We start from the raw sequence: 16633 nt of genomic DNA on the forward strand, positions 1-16633 counted from the left end.
GGTAACGATCTAGGGTCGTGCCCATGACTGACGCCACCTCCAGCACCCCGCGCGCCGACGGCCGGGCCGACGACGAGCTCCGCCCGATCACCATCACCCGCAACTGGCTCGACCACGCCGCCGGATCGGTGCTCGTGGAGTTCGGCGGCACCAAGGTGCTGTGCGCCGCGTCGGCCTCGGAGGGTGTGCCGCGCTGGCGCAAGGGGTCGGGCCTGGGCTGGGTGACGGCGGAGTACGCGATGCTCCCCGCGTCGACCAACACGCGCTCGGACCGCGAGTCGGTCAAGGGCCGCATCGGCGGTCGCACCCACGAGATCTCCCGCCTGATCGGCCGTTCGCTGCGCGCCGTCATCGACTACGAGGCCCTCGGCGAGAACACGATCGTCCTCGACTGCGATGTCCTGCAGGCCGACGGGGGCACCCGCACCGCCGCGATCACGGGAGCGTACGTCGCCCTCGCCGACGCGGTCGCGCACCTGCGGGGCAACGGTGCCCTGACCGGCGAGCCCCTGTCCGGGTCGGTCGCGGCCGTCAGCGTCGGCATCATCGACGGCGTGCCGCGCCTCGACCTGCCCTATGTCGAGGACGTGCGCGCCGAGACCGACATGAACGTCGTGATGACCGGCGACGGGAAGTTCGTCGAGGTGCAGGGCACCGCCGAGGGCGCGGCCTTCGACCGGGCCGAGCTCGACGCGCTGCTCGCGCTGGCCGAGAAGGGTTGCGCCGACCTCACCCGGATGCAGCAGGAAGCCCTTCTCGGTGGTTGAGGTGCGAGCGCAGCGAGCCTCGAGACCGAGGATCTTCCTGGCCTCGGCCAACCCCAAGAAGATCCTCGAGATGCAGCGCATCCTCGGCGAGCAGGTGCCCGATCTCGAGGTGCTCGGCATCAACGACGTCGAGGGCTACGTCGAGCCGGTCGAGGACCAGCCGACGTTCGAGGGCAACGCGCTGCTCAAGGCGCGCGCCGGCGTCGCGGCGACCGGCCTGCCGTCGGTCGCCGACGACAGCGGCCTCTGCGTGGCCGCGCTCAACGGCATGCCCGGCGTGCTGTCGGCGAGGTGGTCCGGGCAGCCGAAGAGCGACGAGCGCAACAACCAGCTCCTGCTCGACCAGCTCCACGACGTCCCCGACGAGCGGCGCGGCGCGTTCTTCACCTGCGCGATCGCCTGGGTGATGCCGGACGGCCGCGAGCGGGTCGTCGAGGGACGGATGGACGGGCGCATCATCCGCGAGGCGCGGGGGAGCGGTGGCTTCGGCTACGACGTGCTGTTCGTCGCCGACGAGCACGCCGGTCCGGGCTCCGGGGAGGGTCTCACCTCCGCCGAGCTCGCCCCGGCCGAGAAGGACCGGATCTCGCACCGGGGTCGCGCCCTGCGCGTCCTGGCGCCCCAGGTGGCCTCGGACCTGGCCGGTTGACCCGCCCGACGGCCTAGCTCCTGGCGGGTACGTCCTCGTGTGCGCCGACGCGCCGACTGACCCACGCGCCCCAGAGGGCGGCGAAGAGGAACATCACGAGCGAGTAGACCGCCGCCGGCACCGAGATCTCGACCTGGTCGAGCACCTCGACCGCGACGAAGATCGCGAGCGTGGCGTTGTGCACGCCGACCTCCATCGACGAGGCGATCGCCTGCGGGCCGGTGACGCCGAACGCCTTCGGCACGACGTAGCCGATGACGAGGCTGAGCGCGCAGAAGAGTGCCGCGATCACGCCGACGTCGGCGAGGTAGTCACCGACGTCCTCCCGCTGGTCGAGCAGGATGCCGAGCACCAGGACCGCCAAGATCACGGCCGAGCCGATGCGCACCGGCTTGTCCATCCGCCGGGCGAAGGTCGGCGCCCGGGCGTTGACCAGCATGCCGATGCCGACCGGCAGCAGGATCAGGGCGAACACCTTGACGATCTCGACCAGCGGCATCGAGACGTCGTCCTGGCGCCCGTAGTAGGCGATCGCCAGCCCCGTGATCAGCGGCAGCGTGACCACGGCGACGACGGTGTTGATCGCGGTGAGGGTGATGTTGAGCGCGACGTCGCCCTTGAACAGGTGGCTGAACAGGTTGGCGGTCGTGCCGCCGGGGGACGCGGCGAGCAGGAGCATGCCGATGCCGAGCAGTGCCGGGAGGTCGAAGAGCACGACCAGGCCGAAGCAGATCGCCGGCAGCAGCACGAGCTGGCAGCCGAGCGCGACCGCCACGGCCCTCGGCGCGCGACCCACGCGCCTGAAGTCGCCGACCGTCAGGTCCAGGCCGAGCCCGAACATGATGATGGCCAGCGCGAGCGGCAGTCCGACGGTGGTCAGCGCGGAATCCATGCGCGGACCCTAGTGGTGACGTGGCTCACACGGGAGTGCTCGAGGCCAAGTAGCGACTTAGGTCGAAGTCTGCTCGCGGATGCCACGAGTGAACCTCGAGTCAGTGCGCTCGGAGAGATTCGAACTCTCACTGGCCAGAACCTAAATCTGGTGCCTCTGCCGTTGGGCTACGAGCGCGGGGGATCAATCCTCACACGTGTCCGAGACGTCGCCCCCGATGCGGCCGACCAAGGGCGACTACTCGGACACGTGTGGCGATCGTCGTACGACGACTCAGTCGAGGCCGAGGTCCCGGCGCAGCTTGGCGACGTGGCCGGTCGCCTTGACGTTGTACTGCGCGAGCTCGACCTTGCCCTCCTCGTCGATCACGAAGGTCGAGCGGATCACGCCCTCGACCTCCTTGCCGTACAGCTTCTTGGTGTCGTAGGCGCCGTAGGCCTGGTGCACAGCGAGGTCCTCGTCGGACAGCAGGGTGAGGGTCAGGGCGTCGCGCTCGCGGAACTTCGCGAGCTTGGCCGGCTTGTCCTTCGAGACGCCGAGCACCTCGTAGCCCGCGCCGCGCAGCGAGTCGAGCGACTCGGAGAAGTCGCAGGCCTGCTTGGTGCAGCCGGGGGTCATCGCTGCCGGGTAGAAGTAGACGATCACCTTCTTGCCGCGCAGGTCCGCGAGCGAGACCTGCTCCTCGGTGTCGCTGGCGAGGCTGAAGTCGGGGGCGGTGTCCCCGGCGGTGAGTCGATCCGTCATGCGAGCTCCTTCTCGAACTTCTCCTCGACGTGGGCGAGGTGGTACCACGCCACGCTGACGCCCCAGACGACCACGAACAATGCCACGAGGCCGAAGCCGACGTACTCCAGGTCCAGGTGGGACGCCCACGACAGCCCGGGCACGGACTCGGAGGCGAGCTGGAGCAGCAGCAGCGCGCCGATGGAGAGCGCGACGGTGACGGAGAGGACGGTGACGGTGAAGTTGTAGTAGATCTTGCGGATTGGCTTGAGGAAGGCCCACGAGTAGGCGCGACTCATCAGGACCCCGTCGAGCGCGTCGAACAGCACCATGCCGGCCGCGAAGAGCACCGGCAGCGTGAGGATGGCGTACCAGGGGAGCGCGAAGGCCGCGGTGCCGCCGGCGAGCACGAGCAGCGCGATCTGGGTGGCGGTGTCGAACCCGAGGCCCATCAGCAGACCGACGGGGTAGAGGTGACGTGCCCGCGACACCCGCTTCGTGGCGCGCTTGAACACGCGCGCCAGGAAGCCCCGGTTGTGGAGGTGGTGCTCGAGGTGCGCCTCGTCGAAGGTGCCCGCCCTGAGGTGGCGGTAGGCGTGGACGATCCCGTTCAGCGCGCTGAGGTTCATCAGGCCGATGACGATGAGGAACGAGCCCGCGGCCAGGGTGCCGATCGTGCCGAGACCGCTCTGGAGGACCGAGCTGTCGTCCTGGACGGGGTCGGCCAGGGCACGTACGCCGATGGCGAGCAGGAGGCTGAGCCCGAAGACCACGCTGGAGTGGCCCATCCCGAACCAGAAGCCCGTCGCGGTCGCGGGCCGACCCTCGCCGACGAGCTTGCGCGTGGTGTTGTCGATGACGGCGATGTGGTCGGCGTCGAAGGCGTGCCGCGCGCCGAGGAGGAAGGCGGTCACCCCGAGCCCGACGCCGAAGACGCCGGCGTTGCCGACCTCGAAGCGCTGGGGGGCGACCACGGCGACCAGCACGCCCCAGCCGACGAGGTTGAGCCCGACGACGGCCGCGGCCATGCCGGCGATGTGCCGGAGGTCGGTCGGGGACCAGGTGCGACGCGTGGTGTCCACCGACCCAGGCTATTGCATCTCAGTTGCAACAAGCGCCCGGCCCGACCGTGCGGGAACGCGTTGGTAGCCTTCCCGGGTGACCCAGGACATGAGCGCGCTCGAGCGCGAGATCGAGCAGACGCGCGAGCGCCTCGCCTCGACCATCGACCAGCTCGCCTACCGCGCCCACCCCAAGACGATCGTCGGTCGACAGGTGACCACGGTGAAGTCCCACTTCGTCGACCTCGAGACCGGGGCCCCGCGCACCGACAACATCCTCAAGGTCGCCGGTGCGGTCGTCGGGACGATCGTCTTGCTGGCCGTCGTCCGCAAGGTCGCCAGCTGAACGCCGTGGCCGGCAAGAGCGCCCCGATCAAGATGCTGCACGACCGGGTGCTCGTCGAGGTCGACCAGGAGGCCGGCGAACGCCGGTCGACGGGCGGCATCGTCATCCCCGCCACCGCGGCGATGGGCGCGCGCCGGCTGGCCTGGTCGCGCGTGATCGCCGTCGGCCCGCACGCCCGGGCCGTCGAGGTCGGCGACCGGGTGCTCTTCGACCCCGAGGACAAGGCCGAGGTCGAGGTCCACGGCGAGGTCTACGTCGTGATGCGCGAGCGCGACGTGCACGCTGTCGCAGCCGAGCGCCTCGAGGGCGGCTCCACCGGGCTGTACCTCTAGGGAGCCCCGGCTCGTCCCACCCACCCAGGAGCGCCGATGGCCTACCTCGTGAAGCAGTCCCACCGCGCCCCTGCGGTGACCGCTCGGGTGCCGGTCGACGAGTCGCTCCCGCGGGCGTGCGTGATCGGCGCCGGGTCCTCGGGCATCGCCGCGGCCAAGCACCTCTACCTCGCCGGCGTCCCGTTCGACTGCTTCGAGCAGGGCCACGACATCGGTGGCACGTGGGTCCTCGACAACTCCAACGGGACCTCGGCCTGCTACGACACCCTCGAGATCAACACGTCGTGCCCGCGGATGGCGTACTCCGACTTCCCGATGCCGCCCGACTACCCGCCCTACGCCCGCCACGACCAGGTCCGCGCCTACTTCGAGCAGTACGTCGACCACTTCGGGTTCCGCCACACGATCGCCTTCGGCACCACGGTGGAGGACGTCTCGCGCGCCGCGGACGGCCGCTGGGACGTGCGCACCAGCGGGCCCGGCGGCACCACGACCCGGACCTACGACGCGGTGCTCGTGGCCAACGGTCACCACTGGGACGCCCGGTGGCCCGAACCGGCCTATCCCGGCACCTTCGACGGCGAGCAGATCCACGCTCACGACTACCGCACCGGTGAGCAGCTCGCCGGCCGCGACGTCGTGGTCGTCGGTGCGGGCAACTCCGCGATGGACATCGCCGTCGAGGCGTCGACCCGCGCACGCACGACGACCTGGTCGGTGCGACGTACGGAGTGGGTGCTCCGCAAGTTCGTCCTCGGCAGGCCGAGCGACCAGGTGGCGCTGCCGGGATGGCTGCCGTGGTGGGTCACCGCCGCCCGGCTGCGGATCGGCGCGACGGCTGCCGGGAGCATGACGAAGTACGGCCTGCCCGCCCCCAGCCACAAGCCCGGGCAGTCGCACCCCGTGCAGTCGGAGCGGATCCGCGAGCGGCTCGCCGCCGGGGCGGTGCGCGCGCGTCCCGCGATCGAGCGGCTCGACGGCGACCGGGTCGTCTTCGTCGACGGCAGCAGCGCGCCGGCCGACCTCATCGTGTGGGCGACCGGCTACCGCGTCACCTTCCCGTTCCTCGATCCCGCGCTGGTGTCCGCCGAGGACAACGACCTGCCCCTGTGGAAGCGCACCGTGCACCCCGACCTGCCGGGCCTGTACTTCCTCGGTCTGGTGCAGGCGATCGGTGCGGTCATGCCCATCGCCGAGGCCCAGTCGTCGTGGATCGCGGAGACCCTGACGGGTGGCTACGTGCCGCCGTCCGACGAGGTCGTCCGCGACCAGATGGCCGCCGACCACCGCCGCAACACCCGGCACTTCTACTCCTCCCCGCGCCACACGATGGAGGTCGACTTCGACCACTACCTGTGGGACCTCGAGCGGGAACGCAAGGAAGGTCGTGCCCGTGCTTCGTCGTAACCTCGCCCGCCTCGTGCTGGGAGCCGTCCGCTGGAAGACCGTCGGCGAGGTGCCCACCCGCGGCGTCCTCGTCGGCGCCCCGCACACCTCCAACTGGGACTGGGTGCTGACGCTCCTGCTGGCCTGGCGCTACGACATCACCATCAAGCTGCTGGTCAAGCGCGAGCTGTTCGTCGGCCCCCTCGGCTGGCTGCTCAGGAGGACCGGTGCGGTCGAGCTGGACCGCAAGAACCCCGCCGCCACCATCAAGCAGCTGCTCGAGGAGGCCGAGGGCGGCGACCCCTGGCTCCTCGGGATCGCGGCCGAGGGAACCCGCTCGCGCGGGGAGTACTGGAAGTCCGGCTTCTACCGGATCTCGCGCCAGACCGGGCTCCCGATCACCCTCGCGTTCCTCGACGCGCCCTCGCGCACCGTGGGCTGGGGACCGACCTTCCACCCGACCGGTGACGTCGGCGCCGACATGGACGTGCTCCGCGACTTCTACGCCGACAAGACCGGGTTCAAGCCCGACGGCTTCACCCCGCCGCGGCTGCGCGAGGAGGGGTGAGAAGTGGTGCCTCGCCACGGGTGTCGCCTGCTTTGGGACGGGGTGTTCGCGGGCTAGGTTGAAGGTGAAACCGAAGGGAGCACGAAATGCTTTTCCTGCTGTGGATCCTCGCCGTCATCCTGGTGGTGTCCGGCATCGTCTCGCTGGTCCGGGGACAGCTCCTCTGGGGCATCGTCCTCATCATCGTCGGCCTCGCGGTCGGCCCGGGCGGATACAGCATCTTCAAGTAGCTGCACCCGCATGTCCTGACACGAAGAGCCGGTCCACACGGACCGGCTCTTCGCTTGTGGGCATGCCCAGGATCAGCGGCGCACGACCGTGTGGAGCGTCGAGCGCGACGGGAGGTCGGTGCTCGCGGCCGGCGTCAGCGTGAGCCGGACGACCAGCCTGCCGGTCCTCTTCGTCAGCGTGCGCGGCAGCCGCACCTTGCGCACCGAGTCGTCGGTGACCGCGACGGTGCGGACGATCCTCACCTTGCCCCTGGTCGCGGTGATGCGCACCGTGCCGCTCGCGGTGGCACGCACCCGGAGGACGGGCGCCTTGCCGACCCGCGTCCGGGAGACCCGGGGGCGGACGTCGGTCTGCACCATGGCCGGGAGCACCGGCGGGGCCACGACGACCGGCGGCACCGTCACGGGCGGCACCGTTCCCGGCGGGACGACGACCGGCTGCTCGGTGGGCTCGACCGTCGGCGGAGCCGGCGGGACGGGCGCCTCGACGCCGGCCTCGGTGACCCACTTCCGTCCGTCGTCGGTCTTGGTGACGGTGAAGCGGTCGTAGACGGCGCCGACGGGCAGGTCCGTCGTCGCGTCGGCGGTCTTCTCGGCCAGGTAGGACGTGTAGACGAGCTGGTCCTGCGAGACCTCGATGACCTGGTACGTCGTCACGCCGGCGCCGCGCAGCACCTGGGTCGCCCCGTTGAGGGTCCACACGTTGCGCGCGTCGGTCTCGAGGTCGTAGTGCTTCGCTCCCGAGTTGGACACGATGTAGACCGGGCCGTCGGTGATGCCGGGCTCCGCGGTCCGGTCCTCGTTGTTGTAGCCGCGGGCATAGGTGTGGTCGTGGCCCATCTGGACGAGGTCGATGTTGTGCTTCTGGAAGACCGGCACCCAGTGCTTGCGCAGCACGGGCTCGTTGCGACCGGAGCTGGTCGAGTAGACCGGCTGGTGGAAGGTGACCACGTTCCACTTGGACTTCGTCGTGGTCAGCACGTGGTCGAGCCAGGCGGCCTGGAACTCGGTCCACAGCTCGGCGACCTTGGTGGACGGGCAGGTCGTGCCCTGGCAGGTCGGCAGCTTCTCGGGGGTGAGGAAGCCGGTGTCGCGGGTCGCGTTGACCGTGATGAACCGGACGCCCTGGTAGTCGGTGAAGTAGACGGTCTCGGCGGCGAACTCCGACCAGTGGTCGAAGTAGGCGCGGTACTGGGCGGCCACGTCGCCCTCGCCCTTCGCGAGGTCGACCAGGTCGCCGATCGTCTCGGTGGTGGGCTGGTTGAGCGGGTACTCGAAGTTGGCCTTCCACGCCTTGAGGTAGCGATCACCGGAGTACTCGTGGTTGCCCGGCGCGGCCATGATGTTCTTGGTCGCGGCCGCGGTCTCCATGCCCTCGAACCAGTTCACCCACTGCGTCTCGTTGCTGGCGGTGTCGATCAGGTCGCCCGCGTGGACCGAGCCGATCGCGTCGGGCGCGGTGGCCAGGGACTGCTCGACCACCTTCGGCCACGTGGAGTCGAGGCCGATCTGCGCGTCGCCGTAGTAGAGGTAGGAGAAGTCGGTCACCGACGGGTCCGCCGTCGTGAACGTGTACCACGGGCTGTACGCGGTGGGGTTGCCCACGCGGTAGCGGTATTCGGTGCCGGGCTCGAGTCCCGCGACGGTGGCGGAGAAGTGCTCGAGCGGGTTGCTGTTCACCATGCCCTGCGGGTAGCCGCGCAGGGTGCGGGTCAACCCTCCCGCCGTCGGCTGGAGCTGGACGCGGGCGACGGTCTCGCCCTCGTTGCCGGCCTGCCAGGAGAAGGACTGCGAGCGCGTCGGGTCCTCGGTGGGGGTCAGGATGACCCGCGACGGCGGTGCGGCCACCGGCTCGGTCAGGACCGGCACGAGCTCCTTGAAGTCGAAGTAGATGTCGCTGCTGGTCTCGCGGTCCTGGTAGAGCGCGACCGCGACGGTGTTGGTGCCCGGCCGCAGGGCGTCGGGGGAGACGGTGAAGGTGCGCGTCACGGGCGCGCCACCGCCGTTGCCGGCGTACTGCAGGTTCTTCGTCGTGTCGGTGGCCCGCTCGTCGACGTCGTTGAACACCCGCTCCCCGTTGACGTAGACCCGCAGCGCGTCGTCGAAGACGACCTCGGCGGCGAGGCCCCTGATCCCGGTGATGGTCGCGGCGTCGACGTCGAACGTGGTGCGGAAGAAGAACGTCGGCACGTTGGGGGCGGACGAGCCGTCGACGTACTGGTTGAGCAGCGTGCTCGGGGTGTAGCCGCTGACGGATCCGAGCTGGCCGCGGATCGCCCCGAAGGAGCCGGTGGCCGACTTCCAGTCGGTGGCGTCGTACGCCGACCCGGTCCAGGACAGCACCTCGGCGGCGCCGCGGTGCGGCTCGGTGTTGTCGTCGAGGTAGCGCCAGGTCGTGCCGGCCGTGCTGATCAGGGGATCGGTCGACGGCGCGGCGGTGGCCGGCGTCGAGCTCGTCAGCGCCGTGCTGGCGAGGAGCGTCGAGACGAGGCCGGTGGAGGCCAGGATCGCGGTGAGGCGACGTCGTGGTCGGCCGGAGGGGGCCAGGGGTTGCTTCATCATTCCCTTTCACGGGCGGCCCGCGCCGAGGCGTGGGGGACGGCGCACACCGTCCAGGCGCATCGGAGTGGAAGAGCGTGGCGCGGACGCGACCTGGCCGTGAACGCCGGGCGACGTGGGTGCGACTGACGCCTGAGAAGGCGAAGAATCCGACCAAAGGATGAGGTCGGGCTCGGCCGGCATGCGAAGAGCCGGCCCCGAAGGACCGGCTCTCAGCTTCTGTACGCCATCAGGGACTTGAACCCCGAACCCGCTGATTAAGAGTCAGCTGCTCTGCCAATTGAGCTAATGGCGCGTGGTGAAGCAAGAAGAACACTACCCCGTGGTGACCGGCAGACGAAATCGAGGTCGCGGACGTGGACCGAGTCTCACAGGTCGGCGAGCACGGCCTGGGCGGCGTTGTGGCCACCCAGCCCCGACACCGCTCCGCCGCGTCGTGCGCCGGACCCGCAGAGCAGGACCGAGTCGTGCTCGGTCTGCACGCCCCACTGCTGCGCGGGGGTCTCGAGGCGTGCCCGGTGGGGCGCCCACGGCCACTCGAGGTCACCGTGGAAGATGTGGCCCCCGGGCATGGCCAGGTCCCTCTCGATGTCCTGCGGGATCTTCGCCTCGAGGCACGGCCGTCCGTCGGCGTCCGTGGCCAGGCAGTCCTCGATCGGCTCCGCCAGCACGGCGTTCAGCGAGGCCAGCGCGCGCTGCGTGGCGAGCTCACGGGCCGAGGGGTCGGCGTCGAAGATTCCGGCCGGCGTGTGGAGCCCGAAGTAGGTCAACGTGTGCGCCGACCCGGCCCGGTCGCCGAGGATCGAGGGGTCGGTGAGGCTGTGGCAGTAGACCTCGCCCGGCAGCGGGTCGGGCACCCGGCCGGCGGCCGCATCGGCGTACGCCCTCTCGAGCTGGGTGTAGTCCTCCGCGAGGTGCAGGGTGCCGGCGAAGGCGACAGCCGGGTCCGCGCCCGACTTCAGGGCCGGCAGCCGGTCGAGGAGGAAGTTGATCTTCAGTTGGGAGCCGGCGGGCTTGCTCTCCGGGTCCTCGCCCTCGCCGAGCAGGATGCGCAACACCCACGGCGCCACGCCGGCGAGCACCCGGCGGGCGGTGAGGGTGTGGTCGCGCTCGCCGTCGTGCCACGTCACCTCGGCGCCGTCCGGGCCGGCGTCGATCCGGCTCACGCCGGCGCCGGTGACGATCTCCGCACCGGCCTCGACGGCGGCCCCCGCCAGGGCGTCGGTGACGGCACCCATGCCGCCGATCGGCACCCGCCACTCGCCGGTGCCGTTGCCGATCAGGTGGTAGAGGAAGCAGCGGTTCTGGATCAGCGAGGGATCGTCCATCGAGGCGAAGGTGCCGATGAGCGCGTCCGTCGCCACCACGCCGCGGACGGTGTCGTCGGTGAAGCGGGAGGTGATCGCGTGGCCGAGCGGCTGCTCGACCACGTCACGCCAGACCCGCTCGTCGACCAGCGCGCGCAGGTCGCGCTCGAGGGGGAGCGGCTGCATCAGAGTGGGGGCGACCGCCTCGGCCAGGCCGCCCACCTCGTCGTAGAACGCCTGCCAGGCGGCGTACTCCTCGTCGCTCCCGGTCAGGTCGCCGAACGACCGGCGCGTGGCCCCGCCCTCCGGGCGCTCCACCAGCAGTCCGCCGGTGCGCTCGCCGCGCGTCCAGGGGGTGTAGGACGCGGTGGTGCGTGAGGCGAGCCGGATGTCGAGGCCCAGGTCGGCCATCAGCTGCTCGGGCATCAGGCTCACGAGGTAGGAGTAGCGCGAGAGCCGGGCCGGCTGGCCGGCGAACGGCTCGACCGACACCGCGGCGCCGCCGGTGCGTCCCAGGCGCTCGAGCACCACCACGGACAGGCCGGCGCGGGCGAGGTAGGCCGCGCTCACCAGGGCGTTGTGACCGCCGCCGACCACGACGACGTCATAGCTGCTCTTCCCGGGGTGCATCGACCCAACGTAGACCGTGATCAGAGTCGCGGTCGCGGGTGGTGCCTGACACGGGTCGAGGCCCTGACCGTCCGGTCAGGGCCTCGACTCACCTGGGGTGAGTAACGGGACTTGAACCCGCGACATCCGCCACCACAAGGCGGCGCTCTACCAGCTGAGCTATACCCACCATGTCTGCTCGCGCGTCACGCGAGGACGACGAGAAGTGTAGGGCACTCAGTCCGTGGAGCTGGAATTGGTGCCGGTGTCCGGACCGAGGCCCGTCAGCTGGCCGCCGTGGCGGGCCGCGATCTCCCGCGCCTGGGCGCTCTCGGGACCCGGCTGGGGCACGAAGACGGCCTCGCGGTAGTAGCGCAGCTCCTCGATGCTCTCCTGGATGTCGGCCAGGGCGCGGTGGTTGCCGCGCTTGGTCGGCGCCGCGAAGTAGGCCCGCGGGAACCAGCGCCGGGAGAGCTCCTTGATCGAGGAGACGTCGACGATCCGGTAGTGCAGGAACGACTCCAGCGCCTGCATGTCGCGGGCCAGGAAGGCGCGGTCGGTGGCGACGGTGTTGCCGGCCAGCGGAGGACGGCTGCCGTCGGCGCAGTGCTCCTTGATGTAGGCCAGCACCTGCTCCTCGGCGTCGGCGAGCGTCGTCCCGCCGGCGAGCTCGTCGAGGAGACCGGACTTCTCGTGCATGCTCCGGACGAACTCGACCATCTGCTCCAGCGCGGCGTCGGACGGCTTGATGATGACGTCGATGCCCTCGCCGAGGACGTTCAGCTCGAAGTCCGTCACGAGCGCGGCCACCTCGATCAGGGCGTCGGCGCCCAGGTCGAGGCCGGTCATCTCGCAGTCGATCCACACCAGTCTGTCGCTCACGAACGGCCACCCTACCCACCGGTGCCGACACCGCGGCGGGCAGCGCTCTCAGTCTCGATTCAGGCTCGTCTCCTAATCTTCAGGAGTCGCACCGACCCCGACCACCGCACGCACGAAGGAAGCTCGATGGCGCAGAAGAAGAGCAGGACCCCCGAGGAGAAGGCCGCCGCACAGGCCAGGCGGGAGCAGCGCCAGTCCCGCAACGAGCGGGCCAAGGCCCTCGCCGAGGAGCGGCGCAAGGCTGCCAAGCGCAAGCAGCAGATGTCGCGCTTCGGCATCGTCGCCGCCGTGCTCGTCCTCCTCGTGGGCGGCTACTTCCTCGTCACCAACCTCGGCTCGGACAAGCCGGACACCGCGCCCCAGGGTGCCTCGGCCAGCTACGGACTGGTCGTCGGCGAGGACGACGCCCCGAAGTCGATCGTCATCTACGAGGACTTCCTCTGCCCGTTCTGCGGACAGCTCGAGGCCACCGTCGGCGACCAGCTCAACGCGGCGATCGAGGCCGGCGAGGTCAAGGTCGAGTACCGCCCGATCCCGTTCCTCTCGCGCGTCAGCGACTACTCGCCCGAGGCGGCCAACGCCTTCGCCGTGGTGCTGAACGAGTCCGGTCCCGAGGTGGCCAAGGAGTTCCACGACCTGCTCTACGCCAACCAGCCCGAGGAGCGCGGCCCGTACCCGAGCACCGACGACATCGTCGATCTCGCCGTCGAGGCGGGCGCGACCGAGGCCGACGTGCGCCCCGGCATCGAGGACATGGCCTTCGAGGGCTGGGTGGACGCCGCCGCGGACGCCGCCGGCAAGGCGGACGTCACGGCGACGCCGACCGTGCTCATCGACGGCCAGCGCGCGACGGGTCAGACGATGCAGGACCTCGCCAACGAGATCCTCGCCGGCACCGGCGGCGCGGGCGGTTCCTGACACACTGCGGGGCGTGAGCCTCCAGAACTTCATCACCGGCCTCCCGAAGGTCGAGCTGCACGTCCACCACGTCGGGTCGGCGTCGCCGCGGATCGTCTCCGAGCTCGCGGCGCGCCACCCGGCAGCGGGGGTCCCCTCGGACCTCGAGGAGCTCAGGGACTTCTTCACCTTCCGCGACTTCGCCCACTTCATCGACGTCTACCTCGCCGTGGTCGATCTCGTCCGCACGCCCGAGGACGTCCGGCTGCTGACCTACGAGGTGGCGCGCGAGATGGCCGAGGGCCAGCAGCTGAGGTACGCCGAGCTCACCTGCACGCCGTACACGTCCGTGGTGCGAGGCATCCACATCCGCGACTACACCGACGCCATCGAGGACGCGCGCGTGGCGGCGGAGCGCGACTTCGGGCTCGTGCTGCGCTGGATCTACGACATCCCCGGCGAGTCGGGCATCCCGGCCGCCGACGCGACGCTGGAGTACGCCCTCGAGCACCGCACCGACGCCCTGGTCGGCTTCGGCCTCGGCGGACCGGAGATCGGTGTGCCGCGGGCACAGTTCGCCGAGCACTTCGACCGGGCGCGGGCCGCCGGCCTGCACTCCGTCCCCCATGCGGGCGAGACCACCGGGCCGGAGACCGTCTGGGAGTCCGTACGCCTGCTCGGTGCCGAGCGGATCGGCCACGGCACGTCCGCCGCCCAGGACCCGGACCTGCTGGCCCACCTCGCTGACACGGACGTCGTGCTCGAGGTCTGCCCGACCTCCAACATCGCCACCCGCGCGGTCGACCGGATCGAGGACCACCCGCTGCGTGCGTTCGTCGACGCCGGGGTCGCGGTGACCATCAACTCCGACGACCCGCCGATGTTCTCCACGACCCTCAACCACGACTACGAGGTGGCCGCGGGTCTGCTCGACCTCGACGAGCAGGGCGTGGCCGACCTCGCCCGGGCGGCGGTCGCCGCGTCCTTCGCGCCCGAGGACGTCAAGACGCGGATCCGCGGCGAGATCGACGCCTACGCCGGCTGACGCCCGTCGCGGGAAATGTGTGCGGCCCCGCAACCTCATACGTGGCGGGGCCTGGCCACATCCTGACGTGACGACGCCCCGCAGCCGGGGAGGCTGCGGGGCGTGTCGGGAAGAGGTGGGCGCCCCCGGCAGGACTCGAACCTGCGGCCCAGAGATTAGAAGTCTCTCGCTCTATCCAGCTGAGCTACGGGGGCTGGCGGGAGCAGTATCCCAGCCCCGGACGGGCGATGGTGCGGCTACCCGGGCAACCCCACCATCACACGTCGAGCACCGACCTCAGGCAGCGGCCGTCGCCGGCTCGCGGGTCTCGGCGTCCTCGCGCCAGGCGTCACGCCCGCGCGGGGCGTCGTACGCCTCGTGGTCGAGGATGCCCTCCCGCTTGGCGACGATGGTCGGGACGAGCGCCTGGCCGGCGACGTTGACCGCGGTGCGGCCCATGTCGAGGATCGGGTCGATCGCCAGCAGCAGGCCGACGCCCTCGAGCGGGAGGCCGAGCGTCGACAGGGTGAGCGTCAGCATCACGGTCGCGCCCGTGACCCCGGCGGTGGCCGCCGAGCCGATCACGGAGACGAAGGCGATGAGCACGTAGTCGGTGATGGACAGGTCGAGACCGAAGAACTGCGCGACGAAGATGGCCGAGATCGCCGGGTAGATCGAGGCGCAGCCGTCCATCTTCGTGGTGGCGCCGAGCGGCACGGCGAACGAGGCGTACGAGCGCGGGACGCCGAGGTTGCGCTCGGTGACCGACTGGGTGACCGGCATGGTGCCGATCGAGGAGCGCGACACGAAGCCCAGCGAGATCGCCGGCCAGGCCCCGGAGAAGAACTGCCGGATCGACAGGCCGTTGAGCCGCAGGAGCGCCGGGTAGACGCCGAGCAGCACGAGGGCCAGGCCGACGTAGATCGCGACGGTGAACATGCCGAGCGAGCCGAGCGCGTCCCAGCCGTAGCTGGCGACGGCGTTGCCGAGCAGGCCGACGGTGGCGATCGGGGCGAGCAGGATGATCCACCACAGCACCTTCTGCACGACGGCGAGCGCCGAGCGGACGAAGGTGAGGAACGGGTCGGCGGCCTCGCCGACCTTGAGGGTGGCGATGCCGACAGCGATGGCGACGACCAGGATCTGCAGCACGTCGAACGACATCGACACGCTGCCGTCGTCGCCCGCCGAGCCGGACAGGCCGAGGACGTTGGACGGGACGAGCCCGTTGAGGAAGTCGAGCCAGGAGCCGGTCGACGACGGTGCGGTGGCCGCGTCGGCGCTGACGCTGGTGTGGTCTCCCGGGCGCAGCACCAGGCCGAGCACCATGCCGATCGACACGGCGATCAGCGCAGTGGTGGCGAACCAGACCAGCGTCTTCCACGCCAGACGGGCCGCTCCGGTGACCTCGCGCAGGTTGGCGATCGAGGCGACGATGGCCAAGAACACCAGTGGGGGCACGACGGCGCGCAGCAGCGTGACGAAGGTGCCACCGATCGTGCTGAGGGTCTCGGTGAGCCAGTTGGGATCGACCTCGCCGGTCGTGGCGTCGACGCCGTCGGCGCCGATGCTGCGGGCGACCAGGCCGAGGACCACGCCGAGGACGAGTCCGATCAGGACCTGCACGCCGAACGAGGGAAGCGCGAAGCGGCGGGTGCGCTGCTCCGGCGCCTTAACAGAAGTATTCATACTGGAAAGATAACCTTTCGAAGCGACACCACGACGTGACGGGTGCCGCCGACGTGGGGACGGGGAGGTCGGGCGGCGGCGCGAGAGTCGTCAGAGGGCGCTCTGGGTGCGTGCGAGGTCCACGGCTCGACGCTGCGTCAGCAGCTCACCCACGGTCGTGGGGACAGCCAGGAGGGTGCACACGTCCGGCTCAACCGGAGGATCATCCTCTCGATTCCGTGTTTGCCGTCACAGGCCGGGCAGCGCGGACCCCAGGGTTCGCGCGTGATCCGATTCTCCGCGCGCCCCGTCGCCACGCTGGTGCCCGCCGTCCTCCTCGTGCCCGCTGCGGCGCACGCCAAGAGCCTCCACACCGGAGGGCCGGTACGACCTCAGCGTGGCCGTGTACCGGGGTCGGACGAGGGCCGATCTGCCTCCGGGCCGCGGCATCGTGACGGTGCTCGACGACGAGGGCACCGTCATCGCGGGACCGAAGCCCTGCCGGACGGTCCGCGCCCGCTACGACGTCGCCGCGAGCACGCTGGTCGCGTCAGCCCCCACCTCGTGCATCGGTTCCCCGAGGTGGGTCCAGGTCGCCGCAGGCGCCAACCGGATCCGGGTCACCCCGCAGCCCGACGGTTCGGCCAACCTCGCCAGCTGGGCTGACGACGCCTTCTGGGGCGGGCTGAGCATCACGAGCATGGGCCGCAGCCCGAAGGTCCGTCGCGGCTGA

The 16633-nt window shown here is 70.7% G+C and carries 17 protein-coding genes and 4 tRNA genes; 10 read left to right on the forward strand and 11 right to left on the reverse strand.

All coding sequences use genetic code 11. The annotated features are described in order from the left end of the window. Positions 1–23 precede the first annotated feature (23 nt). Both rph and rdgB read left to right on the forward strand, forming a co-directional pair. Positions 24–767, forward strand: coding sequence for a ribonuclease PH (rph, locus tag IEZ25_RS00270; RefSeq protein WP_191197419.1), 744 nt, complete (start codon positions 24–26; stop codon positions 765–767). A 1-nt stretch (position 768) separates the two neighbouring features. After that, complete coding sequence (gene rdgB / locus IEZ25_RS00275; protein WP_318151956.1) at positions 769–1416, forward strand: RdgB/HAM1 family non-canonical purine NTP pyrophosphatase; 648 nt, start codon at positions 769–771, stop codon at positions 1414–1416. 13 nt (positions 1417–1429) lie between these two features. Here the strand turns inward: rdgB and IEZ25_RS00280 are convergent, their stop codons facing one another. The 4 genes from IEZ25_RS00280 to IEZ25_RS00295 form a co-directional block, all read right to left on the reverse strand. Next, positions 1430–2308 (reverse strand): bile acid:sodium symporter family protein, encoded by an 879-nt coding sequence (locus IEZ25_RS00280; protein WP_191197420.1) that lies wholly within the window; start codon positions 2306–2308, stop codon positions 1430–1432. Positions 2309–2412: 104 nt separating this feature from the next. Beyond that, positions 2413–2485, reverse strand: a tRNA-Leu gene (locus IEZ25_RS00285). 96 nt (positions 2486–2581) lie between these two features. Continuing rightward, entirely contained in the window at positions 2582–3052 is a 471-nt protein-coding gene (bcp, locus tag IEZ25_RS00290) for a thioredoxin-dependent thiol peroxidase (RefSeq protein WP_191197421.1), read from the reverse strand. Further along, the gene (locus IEZ25_RS00295; RefSeq protein WP_318151957.1) at positions 3049–4113 is read right to left on the reverse strand and encodes a HoxN/HupN/NixA family nickel/cobalt transporter; all 1065 of its coding nucleotides are present in this window, start codon (positions 4111–4113) and stop codon (positions 3049–3051) included. The genes bcp and IEZ25_RS00295 overlap by 4 nt, the downstream gene beginning before the upstream one ends. Positions 4114–4189: 76 nt before the next feature. On the opposite strand from IEZ25_RS00295, the gene IEZ25_RS00300 reads away from it, so the two are divergent. The 5 genes from IEZ25_RS00300 (at position 4190) to IEZ25_RS00320 (ending at position 6954) form a co-directional block, all read left to right on the forward strand. Then, positions 4190–4438 carry a DUF3618 domain-containing protein gene (locus IEZ25_RS00300; RefSeq protein ID WP_191197422.1) on the forward strand — a complete coding sequence of 83 codons (249 nt, stop codon included), beginning with the start codon at positions 4190–4192 and terminating at the stop codon, positions 4436–4438. A gap of 32 nt (positions 4439–4470) precedes the next feature. Next, positions 4471–4770, forward strand: coding sequence for a GroES family chaperonin (locus IEZ25_RS00305; protein ID WP_172261510.1), 300 nt, complete (start codon positions 4471–4473; stop codon positions 4768–4770). Between the two features lie 36 nt (positions 4771–4806). After that, positions 4807–6177, forward strand: a complete 1371-nt coding sequence (locus tag IEZ25_RS00310; protein WP_191197423.1) for a flavin-containing monooxygenase — start codon at positions 4807–4809, stop codon at positions 6175–6177. Next, a complete protein-coding gene (locus IEZ25_RS00315) occupies positions 6164–6724 on the forward strand; it encodes a 1-acyl-sn-glycerol-3-phosphate acyltransferase (RefSeq protein WP_318151958.1) in 561 nt (186 codons plus the stop codon). Before IEZ25_RS00310 ends, IEZ25_RS00315 begins: the two co-directional genes overlap by 14 nt. An 86-nt stretch (positions 6725–6810) precedes the next feature. Further along, positions 6811–6954, forward strand: a complete 144-nt coding sequence (locus IEZ25_RS00320) for a GPGG-motif small membrane protein (protein ID WP_191197425.1) — start codon at positions 6811–6813, stop codon at positions 6952–6954. 72 nt (positions 6955–7026) lie between these two features. On the opposite strand, the gene IEZ25_RS00325 is transcribed toward IEZ25_RS00320, so the two are convergent. The 5 genes from IEZ25_RS00325 to orn all read right to left on the reverse strand — a co-directional run bounded on the left by IEZ25_RS00325 (position 7027) and on the right by orn (position 12311). Beyond that, positions 7027–9513 (reverse strand): purple acid phosphatase family protein, encoded by a 2487-nt coding sequence (locus IEZ25_RS00325; RefSeq protein ID WP_191197426.1) that lies wholly within the window; start codon positions 9511–9513, stop codon positions 7027–7029. Between the two features lie 222 nt (positions 9514–9735). Continuing rightward, positions 9736–9808 (reverse strand) — tRNA-Lys (locus IEZ25_RS00330). A 73-nt stretch (positions 9809–9881) separates the two neighbouring features. Continuing rightward, on the reverse strand, positions 9882–11450 hold the full coding sequence (locus IEZ25_RS00335; protein WP_191197427.1) for a phytoene desaturase family protein: 1569 nt from the start codon (positions 11448–11450) through the stop codon (positions 9882–9884). Positions 11451–11543: 93 nt separating this feature from the next. After that, a tRNA-His gene (locus IEZ25_RS00340) sits at positions 11544–11619 on the reverse strand. A 47-nt stretch (positions 11620–11666) separates the two neighbouring features. Then, entirely contained in the window at positions 11667–12311 is a 645-nt protein-coding gene (gene orn / locus IEZ25_RS00345; protein WP_191197428.1) for an oligoribonuclease, read from the reverse strand. A gap of 126 nt (positions 12312–12437) precedes the next feature. Here orn and IEZ25_RS00350 point away from each other — a divergent pair, with 126 nt between their 5' ends. Further along, positions 12438–13229 carry a DsbA family protein gene (locus IEZ25_RS00350; RefSeq protein WP_191197429.1) on the forward strand — a complete coding sequence of 264 codons (792 nt, stop codon included), beginning with the start codon at positions 12438–12440 and terminating at the stop codon, positions 13227–13229. A 13-nt stretch (positions 13230–13242) separates the two neighbouring features. Continuing rightward, positions 13243–14253, forward strand: coding sequence for an adenosine deaminase (locus IEZ25_RS00355; protein ID WP_318151959.1), 1011 nt, complete (start codon positions 13243–13245; stop codon positions 14251–14253). A 120-nt stretch (positions 14254–14373) separates the two neighbouring features. On the opposite strand, the gene IEZ25_RS00360 is transcribed toward IEZ25_RS00355, so the two are convergent. Together IEZ25_RS00360 and IEZ25_RS00365 are read right to left on the reverse strand one after the other, a co-directional pair. Next, positions 14374–14447 (reverse strand) — tRNA-Arg (locus IEZ25_RS00360). Between the two features lie 82 nt (positions 14448–14529). Next, positions 14530–15921 (reverse strand): dicarboxylate/amino acid:cation symporter, encoded by a 1392-nt coding sequence (locus tag IEZ25_RS00365; protein WP_191197430.1) that lies wholly within the window; start codon positions 15919–15921, stop codon positions 14530–14532. A gap of 376 nt (positions 15922–16297) precedes the next feature. Between IEZ25_RS00365 and IEZ25_RS00370 the strand changes: the two genes are divergently transcribed. After that, complete coding sequence (locus tag IEZ25_RS00370) at positions 16298–16633, forward strand: hypothetical protein (RefSeq protein ID WP_191197431.1); 336 nt, start codon at positions 16298–16300, stop codon at positions 16631–16633.

Source organism: Nocardioides hwasunensis (assembly GCF_014779665.1).
GTDB classification, from domain to species: Bacteria; Actinomycetota; Actinomycetes; order Propionibacteriales; family Nocardioidaceae; genus Nocardioides; species Nocardioides hwasunensis.

Coding starts and splice junctions, on each gene's coding strand:
- IEZ25_RS00280 (WP_191197420.1), bottom strand. CDS start 2,308: ATGGATTCCGCGCTGACCACCGTCGGACTGCCGCTCGCGCTGGCCATC.
- bcp (WP_191197421.1), bottom strand. CDS start 3,052: ATGACGGATCGACTCACCGCCGGGGACACCGCCCCCGACTTCAGCCTC.
- IEZ25_RS00305 (WP_172261510.1), top strand. CDS start 4,471: ATGCTGCACGACCGGGTGCTCGTCGAGGTCGACCAGGAGGCCGGCGAA.
- IEZ25_RS00350 (WP_191197429.1), top strand. CDS start 12,438: ATGGCGCAGAAGAAGAGCAGGACCCCCGAGGAGAAGGCCGCCGCACAG.
- rph (WP_191197419.1), top strand. CDS start 24: ATGACTGACGCCACCTCCAGCACCCCGCGCGCCGACGGCCGGGCCGAC.
- IEZ25_RS00320 (WP_191197425.1), top strand. CDS start 6,811: ATGCTTTTCCTGCTGTGGATCCTCGCCGTCATCCTGGTGGTGTCCGGC.
- IEZ25_RS00325 (WP_191197426.1), bottom strand. CDS start 9,513: ATGAAGCAACCCCTGGCCCCCTCCGGCCGACCACGACGTCGCCTCACC.
- IEZ25_RS00310 (WP_191197423.1), top strand. CDS start 4,807: ATGGCCTACCTCGTGAAGCAGTCCCACCGCGCCCCTGCGGTGACCGCT.
- IEZ25_RS00365 (WP_191197430.1), bottom strand. CDS start 15,921: ATGAATACTTCTGTTAAGGCGCCGGAGCAGCGCACCCGCCGCTTCGCG.
- IEZ25_RS00335 (WP_191197427.1), bottom strand. CDS start 11,450: ATGCACCCCGGGAAGAGCAGCTATGACGTCGTCGTGGTCGGCGGCGGT.